General features: G+C 33.3%; 17 protein-coding genes. 5 read left to right on the top strand and 12 right to left on the bottom strand.

Annotation, left to right across the window (positions count from 1 at the left end):
• The first annotated feature begins 39 nt into the window (after window positions 1-39).
• From hisH to hisIE, 5 genes are all read left to right on the top strand, one after another.
• The gene (gene hisH / locus EB819_RS05785) at window positions 40-624 is read left to right on the top strand and encodes an imidazole glycerol phosphate synthase subunit HisH (protein WP_069799137.1); all 585 of its coding nucleotides are present in this window, start codon (window positions 40-42) and stop codon (window positions 622-624) included.
• Window positions 625-690: 66 nt separating this feature from the next.
• Window positions 691-1,413, top strand: coding sequence for a 1-(5-phosphoribosyl)-5-[(5-phosphoribosylamino)methylideneamino]imidazole-4-carboxamide isomerase (gene hisA / locus EB819_RS05780; protein WP_069799139.1), 723 nt, complete (start codon window positions 691-693; stop codon window positions 1,411-1,413).
• A gap of 45 nt (window positions 1,414-1,458) precedes the next feature.
• Window positions 1,459-1,815: a four helix bundle protein gene (locus EB819_RS05775; protein ID WP_069799141.1), complete on the top strand. Its 357-nt coding sequence runs from the start codon at window positions 1,459-1,461 to the stop codon at window positions 1,813-1,815.
• 29 nt (window positions 1,816-1,844) lie between these two features.
• A complete protein-coding gene (hisF, locus tag EB819_RS05770; protein ID WP_069799143.1) occupies window positions 1,845-2,600 on the top strand; it encodes an imidazole glycerol phosphate synthase subunit HisF in 756 nt (251 codons plus the stop codon).
• 67 nt (window positions 2,601-2,667) lie between these two features.
• On the top strand, window positions 2,668-3,258 hold the full coding sequence (hisIE, locus tag EB819_RS05765) for a bifunctional phosphoribosyl-AMP cyclohydrolase/phosphoribosyl-ATP diphosphatase HisIE (protein ID WP_069799144.1): 591 nt from the start codon (window positions 2,668-2,670) through the stop codon (window positions 3,256-3,258).
• A gap of 30 nt (window positions 3,259-3,288) precedes the next feature.
• Here the strand turns inward: hisIE and trpA are convergent, their stop codons facing one another.
• The 12 genes from trpA to thrS all read right to left on the bottom strand — a co-directional run bounded on the left by trpA (window position 3,289) and on the right by thrS (window position 14,546).
• Complete coding sequence (gene trpA, locus EB819_RS05760; RefSeq protein ID WP_069799145.1) at window positions 3,289-4,020, bottom strand: tryptophan synthase subunit alpha; 732 nt, start codon at window positions 4,018-4,020, stop codon at window positions 3,289-3,291.
• A gap of 12 nt (window positions 4,021-4,032) precedes the next feature.
• Window positions 4,033-4,821, bottom strand: coding sequence for a PhzF family phenazine biosynthesis protein (locus EB819_RS05755; protein ID WP_069799147.1), 789 nt, complete (start codon window positions 4,819-4,821; stop codon window positions 4,033-4,035).
• Between the two features lie 150 nt (window positions 4,822-4,971).
• Window positions 4,972-6,159: a tryptophan synthase subunit beta gene (trpB, locus tag EB819_RS05750; RefSeq protein ID WP_069799149.1), complete on the bottom strand. Its 1,188-nt coding sequence runs from the start codon at window positions 6,157-6,159 to the stop codon at window positions 4,972-4,974.
• A complete protein-coding gene (locus EB819_RS05745; RefSeq protein WP_069799151.1) occupies window positions 6,156-6,824 on the bottom strand; it encodes a phosphoribosylanthranilate isomerase in 669 nt (222 codons plus the stop codon). Before EB819_RS05745 ends, trpB begins: the two co-directional genes overlap by 4 nt.
• A 112-nt stretch (window positions 6,825-6,936) precedes the next feature.
• Window positions 6,937-7,713, bottom strand: a complete 777-nt coding sequence (gene trpC / locus EB819_RS05740; RefSeq protein WP_069799153.1) for an indole-3-glycerol phosphate synthase TrpC — start codon at window positions 7,711-7,713, stop codon at window positions 6,937-6,939.
• 126 nt (window positions 7,714-7,839) lie between these two features.
• Complete coding sequence (gene trpD, locus EB819_RS05735; protein WP_069799155.1) at window positions 7,840-8,829, bottom strand: anthranilate phosphoribosyltransferase; 990 nt, start codon at window positions 8,827-8,829, stop codon at window positions 7,840-7,842.
• A gap of 52 nt (window positions 8,830-8,881) precedes the next feature.
• A complete protein-coding gene (locus EB819_RS05730) occupies window positions 8,882-9,475 on the bottom strand; it encodes an anthranilate synthase component II (RefSeq protein WP_069799157.1) in 594 nt (197 codons plus the stop codon).
• A complete protein-coding gene (locus tag EB819_RS05725; RefSeq protein ID WP_069799159.1) occupies window positions 9,472-10,905 on the bottom strand; it encodes an anthranilate synthase component I family protein in 1,434 nt (477 codons plus the stop codon). The genes EB819_RS05730 and EB819_RS05725 overlap by 4 nt, the downstream gene beginning before the upstream one ends.
• 250 nt (window positions 10,906-11,155) lie before the next feature.
• Window positions 11,156-11,500 (bottom strand): 50S ribosomal protein L20, encoded by a 345-nt coding sequence (gene rplT / locus EB819_RS05720; RefSeq protein ID WP_069799160.1) that lies wholly within the window; start codon window positions 11,498-11,500, stop codon window positions 11,156-11,158.
• A gap of 129 nt (window positions 11,501-11,629) precedes the next feature.
• On the bottom strand, window positions 11,630-11,827 hold the full coding sequence (gene rpmI / locus EB819_RS05715; RefSeq protein WP_069799163.1) for a 50S ribosomal protein L35: 198 nt from the start codon (window positions 11,825-11,827) through the stop codon (window positions 11,630-11,632).
• Between the two features lie 131 nt (window positions 11,828-11,958).
• Window positions 11,959-12,489, bottom strand: a complete 531-nt coding sequence (gene infC / locus EB819_RS05710; protein ID WP_069799165.1) for a translation initiation factor IF-3 — start codon at window positions 12,487-12,489, stop codon at window positions 11,959-11,961.
• 137 nt (window positions 12,490-12,626) lie between these two features.
• Entirely contained in the window at window positions 12,627-14,546 is a 1,920-nt protein-coding gene (gene thrS / locus EB819_RS05705; protein WP_069799167.1) for a threonine--tRNA ligase, read from the bottom strand.
• Between the last annotated feature and the right edge of the window lie 80 nt (window positions 14,547-14,626).

Here is a 14,626-nt window from a genome sequence, read left to right as displayed (position 1 = left end):
TAAGAATCGTAAATCACAAATCGTAATTCGTAAAAAAAAATGATAGCAATTATAGACTACGATGCAGGAAATGTAAAATCCGTTCAAAATGCACTGAAAAAATTAGGCTTTGAAGCGGTAATTACTTCTAACATCGAAACGATAAAAAACGCTGATAAAGTGATTTTTCCAGGAGTAGGAGAAGCTTCCTCGGCAATGAAAAAACTTCAGGAAAGAGGTTTAGATGCAATAATTCCGAATTTGAAACAACCAGTTTTGGGAATTTGTCTCGGAATGCAACTGATGTGTAATGCTTCGGAAGAAGGCAATACAAAAGCACTTGGGATTTTTGATTGCGAAGTGAAATTGTTCCCTAATTCAGACATCGTTCCACACATGGGATGGAATAATGTTTCGGAAATGAAAGGAAAATTGCTAGAAAACATCTCTGAGATTGATAATTTTTACTTTGTACACAGTTATTATGCGGAAATTGTTGAAAGTACAACCTCGGTTTGTAATTATATTACTCCATTCAGTGCTACTTTGGAAAAAGACAATTTCTATGCAGCTCAATTTCACCCAGAAAAATCTGGAGATGCTGGTTTTAAACTATTAGAAAATTTTTTAAATTTAAGATTTTAGATTTCCGATTTTGGATTAAAATGAATCAAATCGTGATTAATAAATCGTAATTCGTAAATAAAAAATATGAAAATTATTCCTGCAATAGACATCATTGACGGAAAGTGTGTTAGACTTTCTAAAGGTGATTATGATACCAAAAAAATATATAACGAAAATCCTGTTGAAGTAGCCAAAGAATTTGAAGATTTCGGGATTCAATATTTACATTTGGTGGACTTGGACGGAGCAAAAGCAAAGAAAATTATCAACCAAAAAGTGATTGAAAACATCGCTAAAAAGACCAATCTCATCATTGATTTCGGAGGTGGAATTCGTTCTGAAGAAGATTTGCAAAAAGCTTTTGATAGCGGTGCTAAAAAGGTGACTTTGGGAAGTGTTGCTGTGGTAAATCCTGAGTTATGTTTGGCTTGGTTAGAAAAATTTGGAGCCGAAAAATTGATTTTGGGAGCAGATTGTTTGGATCGAAAAATCAAAACTTCGGGTTGGTTAGAAAATTCTGAAACAGATGTGGTAGATTTCATCAAAGAATATCAGAAAAAAGGCTTCAAAGAAGTGGTTTGTACCGATATTTCAAAAGACGGAATGTTGCAAGGTCCATCCACAGCATTGTATCAAGAAATTATAGAAAATTCAACTATTGAACTCATTGCAAGTGGTGGAATTTCGAACATAGAAGATGTGCAAAAAATGAAGGAAATTGGTTGCGCTGGAACCATCATTGGTAAAGCGATTTATGAAGGAAGAATTTCTTTAGAAGATTTACGATTGACGATTTCAGATTTTTGATTTGTGAAGATGAACAACTAAATTTAATTTTAAAAACTAATCATTATGAATTCTTTAGAATTGAGAAATCGCACCAAAAAGTTTTCTTTGGATATTTTAGAATTGTTAGAGATTTTACCTAATTCTAAAACTTTTAAATTAATTGAAAATCAGTTAGGAAGAGCAGAATTGTCTGTTGGCGCAAATTATAGAGTAGTTTCTAGGGCAAAATCGAGTAATGATTTTATCAATAAACTCAAAATAGTAGAAGAAGAATGTGATGAATGTATTTTTTTTCTTGAAATATTGCTTGAAAAAACAGTAAATCATAAAGAATTAATTCATAAATTATTAAGTGAAGCCAACGAAATTTTAGCGATTATTGTTGCATCAATAAAGTCAGCCAGAAATAATAAATCGTAAATCAAAAATCGTAAATCTTAAATTAAAAGATGTTAAAGAAAAGAATCATTCCTTGTTTGGATATAAAAGACGGAAGAACCGTAAAAGGAGTTAATTTTGTGGGGTTGATTGATGCAGGAAATCCTGTAGAATTGGCAAAAAGATATGTAGATGAAGGCGCAGATGAACTGGTTTTTCTAGATATTACCGCAACTCACGAAAACCGAAAAACTTTGGTGCAATTAGTAGAAAAAATTGCTGAGGAAATCAATATTCCGTTTACTGTTGGTGGCGGAATTTCAGAAATTTCTGATGTTGATAATCTTCTAAAAGCAGGTGCAGATAAAATCAGCATCAATTCTTCTGCGGTTAAAAATCCTGATTTAATTAAAACTTTTGCAGATAAATTTGGGAGTCAATGTGTAGTTGTGGCGATAGATTCTAAACAATTTGGAGACGAAGATTACGTTTTTGTAAACGGAGGAAGAATAAAAACCGACTATAAAACCCACGATTGGGCAAAAAAAGTAGAAGAATTAGGAGCTGGCGAAATTTTACTCACTTCTATGGATTTTGATGGAACAAAACAAGGTTTTGATGTGAGATTGCTCAATGAAATTTCACAAATCGTCAATATTCCCATTATCGCTTCTGGAGGTGCAGGAAAAATGAAAGATTTTACTGAAGTTTTTAACGAAACCAAAGCTACAGGAGCTTTAGCAGCAAGTATTTTCCACTTTGGAGAAATTAATATCAACGATTTAAAACAAGTTTTAAAACAACAAAATATTGCTATAAGATTTTAGATTTACGATGTTTGATCTACGATTTTTAAATAATTAATTATAATTTTTTTTCAACAACATTAAACAAATGAATTCAATGATAAATTTTGAAAAAGGAAACGGATTAGTTCCCGTAATTATTCAAGACGAAACCACATTACAAGTGTTAATGCTCGGTTTTATGAATGAAGAAGCTCTAAAATTAACAGAAGAAACGGGGAAGGTTCACTTTTTTAGCAGAACCAAAGATAGAATTTGGTTAAAAGGTGAATCTTCTGAAAATTATTTATATGTAAAAAGCATCGAAAAAGATTGTGATGATGATACTTTACTCATCAAAGTAAAACCAACAAATGTGGTTTGTCATACTGGTAATTTCAGTTGTTTTGGAGAAAAAGATACTAAAGGTTTTCTGTATGAATTAGAAGCGATTATCAACCAAAGAATTGATGAAAATGTAGAAGGTTCTTATACTTCAAAACTCTATCAAAGAGGCATCAATAAAGTAGCCCAAAAAGTAGGAGAGGAAGCTGTAGAATTGGTTATTGAGGCGAAAGATGACAATGATGACTTGTTCAAAAATGAAGCAGCAGATTTATTGTATCACTTTTTAATTTTATTGAAGGCTAAAAATTTCAAATTACAAGACATAGAAGAAGTTTTGAGAGGAAGACATTAACAAAAAACAGAGCAATTTGCTCTGTTTTTTTTATTTAATAGATTTGATGAAAGCTTCCGCTTTTTCTTTCCAATCTTTATTTTCTAAGAGAATTTTCACAAAGGCAGTTCCTATAATTCCGCCTTGTGATTTTTCTGTAACTTGTTCAAAATCAGTTTTGTTCTTAATTCCAAAACCTATCAATACATCGTTTTTCAAATTTAAAGAAGCTAATTTATTCAAATATTCTTCGTTTTTAACTTCCTTTTTTTCGTTTCCTGTGGTAGATGAACTAGAAACAGCATATAAAAAACCTGAACTCAAAGAATCTAAATATTTAATGCGTTCTTCCGAAGTTTCTGGAGTCACCAAAAAGGTAAAATTCAATCCATATTTCTCTAAAATAGGTTGGTAATTCTTTTCAAATTCAATGGTAGGTAAATCTGGAATAATCAGTCCAGAAACTCCAGAATTGGCACATTCTTCACAGAATTTTTCAAAACCAAAACTTAAAACAGGGTTAATGTAGCCCATCAAAATCACGGGAATTTTGATTTCATCTTTCACCGATTTCAGTTGAGAAAAAAGTTGAGCGATGGTCATTCCGTTAGAAAGTGCTAATTCGTGTGCTCCTTGAATAACTGGACCATCTGCAACAGGATCAGAATATGGCATCCCGATTTCCATCATATCTGCACCAGAATTCTGGATGGTTTTCATAATTTCTGCAGTATCTTCCAGAGTGGGAATTCCCGCAGTAAAATATATATTTAATTTTTTCATTTTAATATCTTTTTATTTGATAAATATTTCGCCTTTTAAATAGGTTTTGCACTTTCCACCAATGAGAATTCTATCGTTTTTGAGTTCACATTCTAAAACGCCACCACGTTTGGAAATTTGTTTTGCAGTAAGTTTAGTTTTACCCAATTTTTCTGCCCAAAAAGGAGTTAATGTTGTGTGAGCAGAACCTGTAACAGGATCTTCGTTTACACCGCAATTTGGACCAAAAAATCTAGATACAAAGTCAAAATTTTCTGAAATCGAACTTACAATAATTCCTCTTGCATTAATTTTTGCAATTTCAGGAATGTTGGGTTCTATATTTTGAATTTGATGTTCGTTTTCAAAGATTAACAAATAATCTGTTTTTCCTTGATAAACTTCAACAGGTTGATACGCAAAACATTTCTCGAAAATAGCTAAATCTTCCAATTTTTGTAAGTTGTCTTTTGGAAAATCTAAAGTTAAAAAATCTCCGTTTTTAGTTACAGTTAGCGTTCCGCTGTTTCTAGAAAAGAAGTTGATTTTTTCCCCTGAAAATCCTTCAAAATTCATCAATGTGTAAGCAGAAGCTAATGTTGCGTGACCGCATAAATCTACTTCAACTTCTGGCGTAAACCAACGGATTTCAAAACCATTTTCTACGGGAACAGTGAAAGCGGTTTCTGCCAAATTATTTTCTGCGGCTATTTTTTGCATTATATCTGCATCTAACCAATTTTCTAGCGGACAAACAGCTGCAGGATTTCCTGAAAATAAAGCGTCTGCAAAAGCGTCTATTTGATATATTTTTTGGCTCATTATCAATACTTGAGTTTAATTTTTATTCAAAAATTTCTAATTTTTTCTGAGTTGCGCCCCGACTTGAGCGGAAATCCTTTTTTTTCAATGGCAAAAGCGTTGGCGAAAAAAGATTGGGAGCGGAAGGCGGAATTTGGCGCTCTAAAAATATTATTTATCAATTATTTTCAGGTAAGTTTCCATGTCTTTATCGCCTCTTCCGCTTAAACAAATCACCACCACATCATCTTTTTGGAAGTTTTTCTTTTTCAAAACGTGCAATGCGTGAGAGCTTTCCAAAGCAGGAATGATGCCTTCTAATCTGGTGAGTTCAAAAGCAGATTCTAGCGCTTCGTCATCATTAATGCTGAAAAATTCTGCACGATTATTTTTAAATAGATTCGCATGAAAAGGCCCAATTCCTGGATAATCTAATCCCGCAGAAATAGAATGCGGCTCGATAACTTGTCCGTCATTGGTTTGCATCACAATGCTTTTGCTACCGTGCAAAACGCCTGTTGTTCCCAAGAAAGTTGTAGCTGCAGATTTTCCTGAATTTACACCAAAACCGCCAGCTTCTGCTGCGATAATTTTAACGGAAGGTTCATCTACAAAATGGTAAAAAGTTCCTGCTGCATTGCTGCCGCCACCAACACAAGCGATGACGTAATCTGGGTTTTCTCTTCCTATTTTCTCTTTCAATTGCCATTTAATTTCCTCAGAAATCACACTCTGGAATCTCGCCACCAAATCAGGAAAAGGATGCGGACCAACTACACTTCCGATGATGTAATGCGTAGTAGTAGCATTGTTAATCCAGTCTCTTAACGCTTCATTTACAGCGTCTTTCAGCGTTTTTGAGCCTGAAGTTGCAGGAACAACTTTTGCACCTAGCATTTTCATTCTAGCAACATTAGGAGCTTGTCTCGCAATATCAATTTCGCCCATATAAACGATGCACTCCAGATTCATTAAAGCGCAAGCTGTAGCTGTTGCAACACCGTGTTGACCAGCTCCAGTTTCGGCGATAATTCTCTTTTTTCCTAGTTTTTTGGCGAGAAGAACTTGTCCGAGAGCGTTATTGATTTTATGCGCACCAGTGTGATTTAAATCTTCCCGTTTTAAGTAAACGTTTGTGCCATATTTTTCGCTTAAATTTTTCGCAAAATATAGTGGAGTAGCTCTTCCTACATAATCTTTCAATAAATCGTTGAGTTCTTTTTTAAACTCTTCGGATTCTATAATTTCTATATAATTTTGTTGAAGTTCTTCCACGTTTGGATAGAGCATTTCTGGAACAAATGCCCCTCCAAATTCTCCGTAATATCCGTTTTCGTCGGGATTTCTATATGTTGTCATTTCAGTAATGATTTAAATGTTTTTATTTTTTCTAGGTCTTTACTTCCGGGTTCTGTCTCAAATTTTGAGTTGATATCTAAAACTAAAGGTTTTTGATTTAAAATTTTTAAATTTTCTAGGTTTTCTAAAGAAATTCCACCACTCAAAAAATAAGGAACTGGAATTTCTATTTCGTTGAGAATTTGCCAATCAAAAGTTTGTCCAGTTCCGCCAAAAGCTTTGCTGTCTGTGTCGAACAGTAGATTTGAGATTTGAGATTTAGCTTCGCTCAGTTCGGCTTCGCCTCGTGTGAGATTTGAGATTTTTGAAATTTCATTTTTGAATTTTTCAAAATCATTTCCAATTCTAATTACTTTTATGATTTTAATATTTTTGCTCAAACTTAGCCTTAACTTTTTTACAAATTCTTCATCTTCATCACCATGTAATTGGATGAAATTTAAATTGGATTTCTCTGAAATTTCCACAATTTTTTCAACCGTTTCATTTACAAAAACGCCCACTTTTCCTTGATGATTAATTTCTGAAATCTCTTCTAAACTCAAATGATTCAGGACGAATCTCGGTGATTTTTCGTAGAAAATAAAGCCTAAAAAATTGGTGTTCAAAGAAATTAATTCTTGAATTTGATTAATTTTTGTAAGTCCACAAACTTTTAGTTTCATAATTTAAGTTTTGGCTAAAGCCAATTTGATTTTTTTAATTTTTAAAACGTACTAAAGCCCGTTCCTATTGATGAAAAATTAATAATCATAACAATAACACATTACCAAATCATCAATTTATCACATCAACAAATTCTTTGAATTTGTTTCCCGGATTTTCGTTTTTCATAAAATATTCGCCCATCAAGAAAGCATCAAATCCTTTTTCTTTTAGAAATTTAAAATCTTCCACATTGTAAATTCCACTTTCTGCGACAGATAAAGTTCCTTTTGGAAGTAAGTTTTTCAGGTTGACAGAATGTTGTAAATCTACCTTGAAATCTTTCAAATTTCGGTTGTTGATGCCGACCAAATCAATTTCAGAATTGAAATGCTCTAATTCTTCTTCGGTGTGAATTTCTAACAAAACCTCCAAATTTAGTTCGTGTGCTAAAGCAGTAAATTCTTGAACTTGAGTTGGCGAAAGACACGCTGCAATCAATAAAACTACATCTGCACCAATAGATTTTGCTTCGTAGAATTGGTATTCATCTACCATAAAATCTTTCCTTAAAATCGGGATATTCACAGAATTTCTCACGCTCAAAATATCTTCAAAACTACCTCCGAAAAAATCTTTATCAGTTAAAATCGAAATTCCACTTGCACCGAATTCTTCATATTTCGTTACAATTTCTAAAGACGCAACTTTATCATTGATGATTCCTTTTGAAGGCGATTGTCTCTTGAATTCAGCAATAATTCCGTTTCTGGCTTTTACCGATTCTTTCAAAGAAAAAGTTTTTCTTCCAAAATATTCAGAATTTTTCATTTTTTCAACAGAAATTTTACTTTTAGAGAAAGCAATTTCTTCCTTTTTTCTAACTATTATTTTATCTAAAATGTTCATGTTTTTTAAAACGCAAAGAGCGCAAAGATTTTTTTTACAACTTTGAAAATATTTTTAAGTTCGCAAAGATTCATCTAAAGATGAATTGCAGAGTTCGCAATTTTTCTAATTTTCAACTTTCAATTTTCAATTTTCAATTAGTTTAATAAGACAGTCCAAAGCTTTTCCGCTTTCTAAACTGTCTTTTGCAGCGGATAAACTTGCTTCGTAATTTTCAAATTTTCCTGTGTTTTGTAGTGCTTTTGCAGCATTGGCAAGAACTACGGCATTTTGTTCATACGTTCCTTTTCCTTCTAAAATAGTTCTGAAAATTTTGGCAGCTTCTTCTTTAGTATTTCCTCCGAAAATAGATTCAGCTTCAATATTTTTAAATCCTAATTCAGTTGCAGAGAAAATTTCTTCGCCATTTTTATTGAAAATTTTAGTGTCACCTGTCAAAGAAATTTCGTCGTAACCGTCTAAAGCGTGAACCAACATAAAATCTTCGTTGTTTTTCTGCAAAATATATTGATATAATCTAGCAATTTCTAAACTGTAAACTCCAATCATAGAAAATTTCGGTTTTGCAGGATTTACCAAAGGTCCTAAAAGATTGAAAAACGTTCTCAAACCCAAACCTTTTCTCAAAGGAGCAACCGTTTTTAATGCTGGGTGAAAAAGTGGAGCGTGAAGAAAACAGATGTTGGCTTTTTCTAAATCTTTCTTTAAATCTTCTTGATTATTTTTGAATTGATAACCCAATTCCTCCAAAACATTAGAAGAACCGGAAATCGCAGAAACACCGTAATTGCCGTGTTTCGCCACTTTTTGTCCGGTTCCGGCCACAATAAAACTAGCCAAAGTTGAAATGTTGAAGGTGTTTTTTCCATCGCCTCCAGTTCCTACAATATCTACCAAATCGTGCGTTCCTAAATCTACTTTCACCGCCAAATCTAGCAAAGCTTCACGAAAGCCTTGCATTTCTTCTAGCGTAATGCTTCGCATCATAAAAACAGTGATAAAGGCAGAAACTTCTGTTTCGTTGAATTTATTTTGTGCAATTTCAATCATAATTGCCTTTGCTTCGGCTTTTGTTAAAGTTTGATGATTGAAAAGGTATTGTAATATTTGTTTCATAATTTGTAGTCCGAAGTCAGATGTCCGAAGTCGGAAGCTTTTAGGGTTATACTTATTCTTCTGACTTTTGACTTCCGTCTTCTGACTTTAAGAAATTCTCTAAAATCTGTCTTCCTTTTGGAGTTAAGATACTTTCAGGATGATATTGAACCGCGTGAACATCGTACTTTTTGTGTTTCAAGCTCATAATCATTCCAGAATTATCTACAGAAGTAATTTCTAATGCTGAAGGAAAATCTTCGGGATTTACTGCCCAAGAATGATAGCGCCCAACTTCTAAAACTTCGGGTAAATTTTCTAGAATTTTGTGCGGTTTTACTTGTTTTGCTTCGGTTGCAACTCCGTGATAAATTTCAGAAAGATTGATGAGGCTTCCACCAAAAGCTTCAGCGATTGCTTGTTGTCCCAAACAAACTCCAAAAATAGATTTGGTTGGAGCATATTTTTTTATCACTTCAAGTAAAATTCCTGCTTCTTCGGGAATTCCTGGTCCTGGAGAAAGGATGATTTTATCATATTGATTGATGTCTTCCAAAGGAATTTCGTCATTTCTGAAAACATCTACTTTTTTGCCCAAAATTTGTTCTACAATTTGAACGAGATTGTAGGTAAAACTATCGTAATTATCGAAAACTAAAACTTTCATAATTTTTCTGCTTTTTTAACTGCCATTTTCAAGGCATTTAGTTTGTTATTTACTTCTTGTAACTCATTTTCTGCGGAAGATTTGGCTACAATTCCAGCGCCAGCCTGATAGAAAAGCGTATTATTTTTGCTCAAAAATGTTCTAATCATAATGGCTTGGTTGCAACTTCCGTCAAAACCTACAAAACCTATACAACCGCCATAATAACCACGAGAAGATTTTTCGTAAGCATCGATGAGTTCAAGAGCTTTATATTTTGGAGCACCACTCAATGTTCCTTGCGGAAAAGTGGTGGCAATCATTTCATAAGGATTGGTTTTTTCGTCTAATTCTGCGGTAACTTCTGAAACCATGTGAATAACGTGAGAAAACAATTGAATTTCTTTCAGTTTAGACACCGTTACGTTTTTTCCTAATTTGCTTAAATCGTTTCTGGCTAAATCTACCAACATGGTATGTTCTGCGTTTTCTTTTGGGTCTTTTTTTAGGGTTTCTACCGATAGTAAGTCTTTTTCAGTATCGCCAGTTCTGCGGAAAGTTCCTGCAATTGGGTGAATTACGGCTTTGTGATTTTGAATAATCAACTGACTTTCTGGACTTGAACCCATTAATTTGTAATCGCCATAATCAAAGAAAAATAGGTAAGGAGAAGGATTGATGTTTCGTAAAGCTCGGTAAACATTGAACTCATCACCTTTGAATTTTTGTTCAAATCTTCTGCTCAAAACCAACTGGAAAACATCTCCACGGAAACAATGTTTCTTCGCCAATTCTACCAAATCTCTGTATTCTTCATCACTTAAATTAGAAGTTTCTTCGTCTATTTTTTCAAAAGGATAGAGTGCAACGTCTTTATTTTGAATGATGCTTTCAATTTCTGAAATTTTAGATTTTAGCCCATCAATTTTATTTTCGATGAGGAACATTTCATCATTAAAATGATTAATAGCAATCACATATTGATAAAATCGGTAACGTAAAATGGGAATTTCTACTTCCTTGCTTTGAGGTTTGAATTGGATAGTTTCAAAAAACTGTACGGCATCAAAACTGGTATAACCAAATAAACCTTGAGCCATTTTTTCAACTGGATTTTTCACCTTTTCGCAGTCAAAACTTTTAGAAAAATTTTCTAAATATTCAGTGATGTTGAAATTCTCTGGGATTTGATGTTTTTCTGGAGCGGTTAATGGAAATTTCACTTCCATTTCCTGTAGATTTTTAATTTCTACTCCTGCAATTGCGTTGATGGCGATGTAAGAAAAACTGTTGTTATTTACATTGTGGTCGGCACTTTCCAGTAGAATAGTATCTCTGAATTTATCTCTGAGTTTCAGGTAAATTCCCATCGCTGTATGAAGGTCTCCCATCAATGATTTGGAGGTGGTTTTTATTTTAGTTGTGGGTTGTTGGTTGTTGGTTGTCAGCATAATTAAAGATTTAAATAAAAAAAAGACTTCAACGGTATAATCGCTGAAGTCTTCTCATGAAATGAATTTTATTGTAGTATAGATTCAAAGCATAGCAGTATTACTTAGACTCAGCGTAGAGTATAAGTGCCACCACCAATTTTTGTTATTATTCATTTTCATTGGGACAAATTTATAAAAGTTTTTGAAATAAAAAAATCCTAAACTAAAAAAGTTTAGGATTTATTATTGATAACAAATTTGTTTTACATTATTTTACTTGATCTACAACAGCTTTGAAAGCTTCTGGATGATTCATTGCAAGGTCTGCAAGAACTTTTCTGTTTAGCTCGATGTTGTTCTTTTTAAGAGCTCCCATAAATTGAGAGTAAGACATTCCGTGTTCTCTAGTTCCAGCGTTAATTCTGGTAATCCAAAGTCCTCTGAAGCTTCTTTTTTTCTCTTTTCTACCGCGGTAAGCATATTGCATTGCTTTTTCTACGGCATTTTTAGCAACAGTCCAAACATTTTTTCTTCTACCGAAAAAACCTTTAGCCTGCTTTAAAACTTTTTTTCTGCGCGCTCTAGACGCTACAGCGTTTACTGATCTTGGCATAATTTAAATTTTTTGTTTTTTTGAAAAGGGCGGAACTGCGTTTAAAGTTCTCTTATAGGCACCGTTTCAGGGTTAACTTTTAATGAATTTTTTAGGAATTCTTATAAACCGAATATTGATTTATAAAAACTACTTAATTGCTAATTGGCGAAGAACGCTTTTCTCATCCACAGTAGCAACGTAAGAAGTTTGCGTAAGATTTCTCTTTTGCTTCGTTTCTTTTTTAGTTAAGATGTGGCTTTTGTAAGCATTTTTTCTTTTGATCTTACCTGTACCAGTAAGAGCAAAACGCTTTTTAGCACCTGATTTCGTTTTTAATTTTGGCATTGTTTTGCTTTTTATGTATTTGTTATCAATGAGTTTGCAAAATTATAAAAATTTATAATACTCTGCAATACTATAATCAAGAGATTTCAGAGGAGAAATCCCTTGATTTATAATTGTTTTTTAATTAAAGATTATTTTGCCGCTTTTTTAGGGCTCATCATCATAATCATTCTCTTACCTTCTAGTTTAGGCATTTGGTCTACTTTTCCTACGTGTTCTAGCTCTTGAGCGAGTCTTAGAAGTAAGATTTCACCTTGGTCTTTGAAGATAATAGAACGTCCTTTGAAGAAAACATACGTTTTCAATTTAGAGCCTTCTTCTAAAAATTTCTCGGCATGTTTTTTCTTGAACTCGAAATCATGATCATCTGTTTGAGGTCCGAATCTGATTTCTTTTACTACAACTTTTACTTGCTTAGCCTTGAGTTCCTTTTGTTTCTTCTTTTGTTCGTAAAGAAATTTTTTGTATTCAAGAACTCTACAGATATAAGGTTCTGCTTTATCTGAAATAACGACTAAATCAAGATCTTGTTCCTGAGCAATTGCAATAGCTCTTGCTAAAGGATACACTCCTGGTTCTACATTATCTCCTACTAAACGAACTTCCTTTGCACGGATTTTTTCGTTAATTTGATGTAAGTCTTCTTGTACAGGGCGACGCATTGGTCCTCTTCCTCTGTTGTTAAATTTCTGTGCTATAGTTGTATAATTTTAAAGTTAATTCTTTTTAAAAATTTTAAATTATAGATTTTGAATTTTAAATTAAAACAAAATTCTTCTATAATTAAATCTAAAATTTCTTAGATTTTTGCTGCTTCTTTGAAATAGGTTACGAAATCTTCTAATTTCATCGCTCCTAAATCACCTTCTCCACGTCTTCTTACAGAAATGGTGCCGTTCTGTTCTTCATTTTCTCCTACCACTAACATAAACGGAATTTTCTTCAATTCTGCATCACGAATTTTCTTACCTGTTTTTTCGTTTCTGTCGTCAATTAATCCGCTAATATCGTGATTTTCTAATAATTGTGAAACTTTTTTAGCATAATCTACATATTTTTCAGAAATAGGCAGAATGATAAATTGGTCTGGACTTAGCCATAGTGGGAAATCTCCTGCAGTGTTTTCTAATAGAATTGCAATGAAACGTTCCATAGAACCAAATGGTGCTCTGTGAATCATTACGGGTCTGTGTTTTTCATTGTCATTACCAGTGTACCAAAGGTCAAATCTCTCTGGTAAATTGTAATCTACTTGAATGGTTCCTAATTGCCAACTTCTGCCTAAAGCATCTTTTACCATAAAGTCTAGTTTAGGGCCGTAGAATGCAGCTTCTCCGTATTCTACGATGGTTTTAAGACCTTTGTTTTGTGCAGCAGTGATGATTGCATTTTCTGCTTTTTCCCAATTTTCTTCTGAACCGATATATTTTGATCTGTTTTCTTTGTCTCTAAGTGAAACTTGAGTCACAAAATCTTCAAATCCTAAGCTTTTGAAAACGTAAAGAACCAAGTCAATTACATCTTCAAACTCTTTTAATAATTGGTCTGGTGTACAGAATAAGTGTGCGTCATCTTGAGTGAAACCTCTTACTCTGGTTAAACCGTGTAATTCACCAGATTGCTCGTATCTGTAAACCGTTCCGAATTCTGCATATCTCTTAGGTAAATCTTTATAAGACCATTGAGAAGTTTTATAAATCTCGCAGTGATGCGGACAGTTCATTGGTTTTAAGAAAAATTCTTCGCCTTCGTTTGGAGTTTTAATCGATTGGAAAGAATCTGCTCCATATTTTTCGTAGTGACCAGAAGTTTTGTACAATTCAATATTCCCAATATGAGGAGTCATTACAAACTCATAACCACCTTTTTTCTGAGCTTCTGAAAGGAAATTTTCTAATTTTTTTCTTAGCGCAGTTCCTTTTGGCAACCAAAGTGGTAAACCAGCACCTACTTTTTCAGAAAAAGCGAAGATTCCTAGTTCTTTTCCTAGTTTTCTGTGGTCTCTTCTTTTTGCTTCTTCTAATCTTTCTAGATATTCTGTCAATTCTTTTTGTTTAGGGAAAGAAATTCCGTAAACTCTAGTCAATTGCTTATTTTTTTCGTCTCCTCTCCAATATGCTCCCGCTGCATTAAGAATTTTTACAGCTTTTACAATTCCTGTACTTGGAATGTGACCACCTCTACAAAGGTCTGTAAAGTTATCATGCGTACAGAACGTGATTTCGCCGTCTTGTAAATTTTCGATTAATTCAGTTTTATAAGGATTGTCTGCGTATTCTTTCAGTGCATCTGCTTTAGAAACAGAATAAAGATTGAAAGTCGCATCTTTTTTGGCGTTTTCGAGCATTTTTTTCTCGATTTTTTCAAAATCTTTTTCAGAAAGAGATTCATCACCGAAATCTACATCATAATAAAATCCGTTTTCAATTGCTGGACCGATGGTTAATTTAGCATTTGGATAAAAATCTAAAATAGATTGAGCCAAAATGTGTGCTGAAGAATGCCAAAAAGCTTTCTTTCCTAAATCATCATTCCAGGTAAGCAACGTAAGCGTAGCATCTTCTGTAATTGGCGTCGTGACTTCTACTTGTTTGCCGTTTACCACAGCAGAAATAGTGTTTCTAGCCAAACCTTCAGAGATAGATTTTGCAACTTCTAGAGGTGTAACTACACCTTCAAACTCACGAATGCTTCCGTCTGGAAGAGTAATTTTAATCATTTTGGAATCCTAATTTTAATAATGTGCAAAAATAGTAAACTTTTAGGAAAGTAACGTAATTTGTTTTGAAGTTGTTTGAA

This window comes from Cloacibacterium normanense (assembly GCF_003860565.1).
In the GTDB taxonomy this organism is placed as follows: domain Bacteria; phylum Bacteroidota; class Bacteroidia; order Flavobacteriales; family Weeksellaceae; genus Cloacibacterium; species Cloacibacterium normanense.
This window is presented reverse-complemented; position numbering and strand designations above follow the sequence as displayed.

Bases quoted from the DNA above. Each gene is read 5' to 3' on its own strand.
- hisH (WP_069799137.1), top strand. From the start codon at position 40: ATGATAGCAATTATAGACTACGATGCAGGAAATGTAAAATCCGTTCAA.
- hisA (WP_069799139.1), top strand. From the start codon at position 691: ATGAAAATTATTCCTGCAATAGACATCATTGACGGAAAGTGTGTTAGA.
- EB819_RS05775 (WP_069799141.1), top strand. From the start codon at position 1,459: ATGAATTCTTTAGAATTGAGAAATCGCACCAAAAAGTTTTCTTTGGAT.
- hisF (WP_069799143.1), top strand. From the start codon at position 1,845: ATGTTAAAGAAAAGAATCATTCCTTGTTTGGATATAAAAGACGGAAGA.
- hisIE (WP_069799144.1), top strand. From the start codon at position 2,668: ATGAATTCAATGATAAATTTTGAAAAAGGAAACGGATTAGTTCCCGTA.
- trpA (WP_069799145.1), bottom strand. From the start codon at position 4,020: ATGAAAAAATTAAATATATATTTTACTGCGGGAATTCCCACTCTGGAA.
- EB819_RS05755 (WP_069799147.1), bottom strand. From the start codon at position 4,821: ATGAGCCAAAAAATATATCAAATAGACGCTTTTGCAGACGCTTTATTT.
- trpB (WP_069799149.1), bottom strand. From the start codon at position 6,159: ATGACAACATATAGAAATCCCGACGAAAACGGATATTACGGAGAATTT.
- EB819_RS05745 (WP_069799151.1), bottom strand. From the start codon at position 6,824: ATGAAACTAAAAGTTTGTGGACTTACAAAAATTAATCAAATTCAAGAA.
- trpC (WP_069799153.1), bottom strand. From the start codon at position 7,713: ATGAACATTTTAGATAAAATAATAGTTAGAAAAAAGGAAGAAATTGCT.
- trpD (WP_069799155.1), bottom strand. From the start codon at position 8,829: ATGAAACAAATATTACAATACCTTTTCAATCATCAAACTTTAACAAAA.
- EB819_RS05730 (WP_069799157.1), bottom strand. From the start codon at position 9,475: ATGAAAGTTTTAGTTTTCGATAATTACGATAGTTTTACCTACAATCTC.
- EB819_RS05725 (WP_069799159.1), bottom strand. From the start codon at position 10,905: ATGCTGACAACCAACAACCAACAACCCACAACTAAAATAAAAACCACC.
- rplT (WP_069799160.1), bottom strand. From the start codon at position 11,500: ATGCCAAGATCAGTAAACGCTGTAGCGTCTAGAGCGCGCAGAAAAAAA.
- rpmI (WP_069799163.1), bottom strand. From the start codon at position 11,827: ATGCCAAAATTAAAAACGAAATCAGGTGCTAAAAAGCGTTTTGCTCTT.
- infC (WP_069799165.1), bottom strand. From the start codon at position 12,489: ATGCGTCGCCCTGTACAAGAAGACTTACATCAAATTAACGAAAAAATC.
- thrS (WP_069799167.1), bottom strand. From the start codon at position 14,546: ATGATTAAAATTACTCTTCCAGACGGAAGCATTCGTGAGTTTGAAGGT.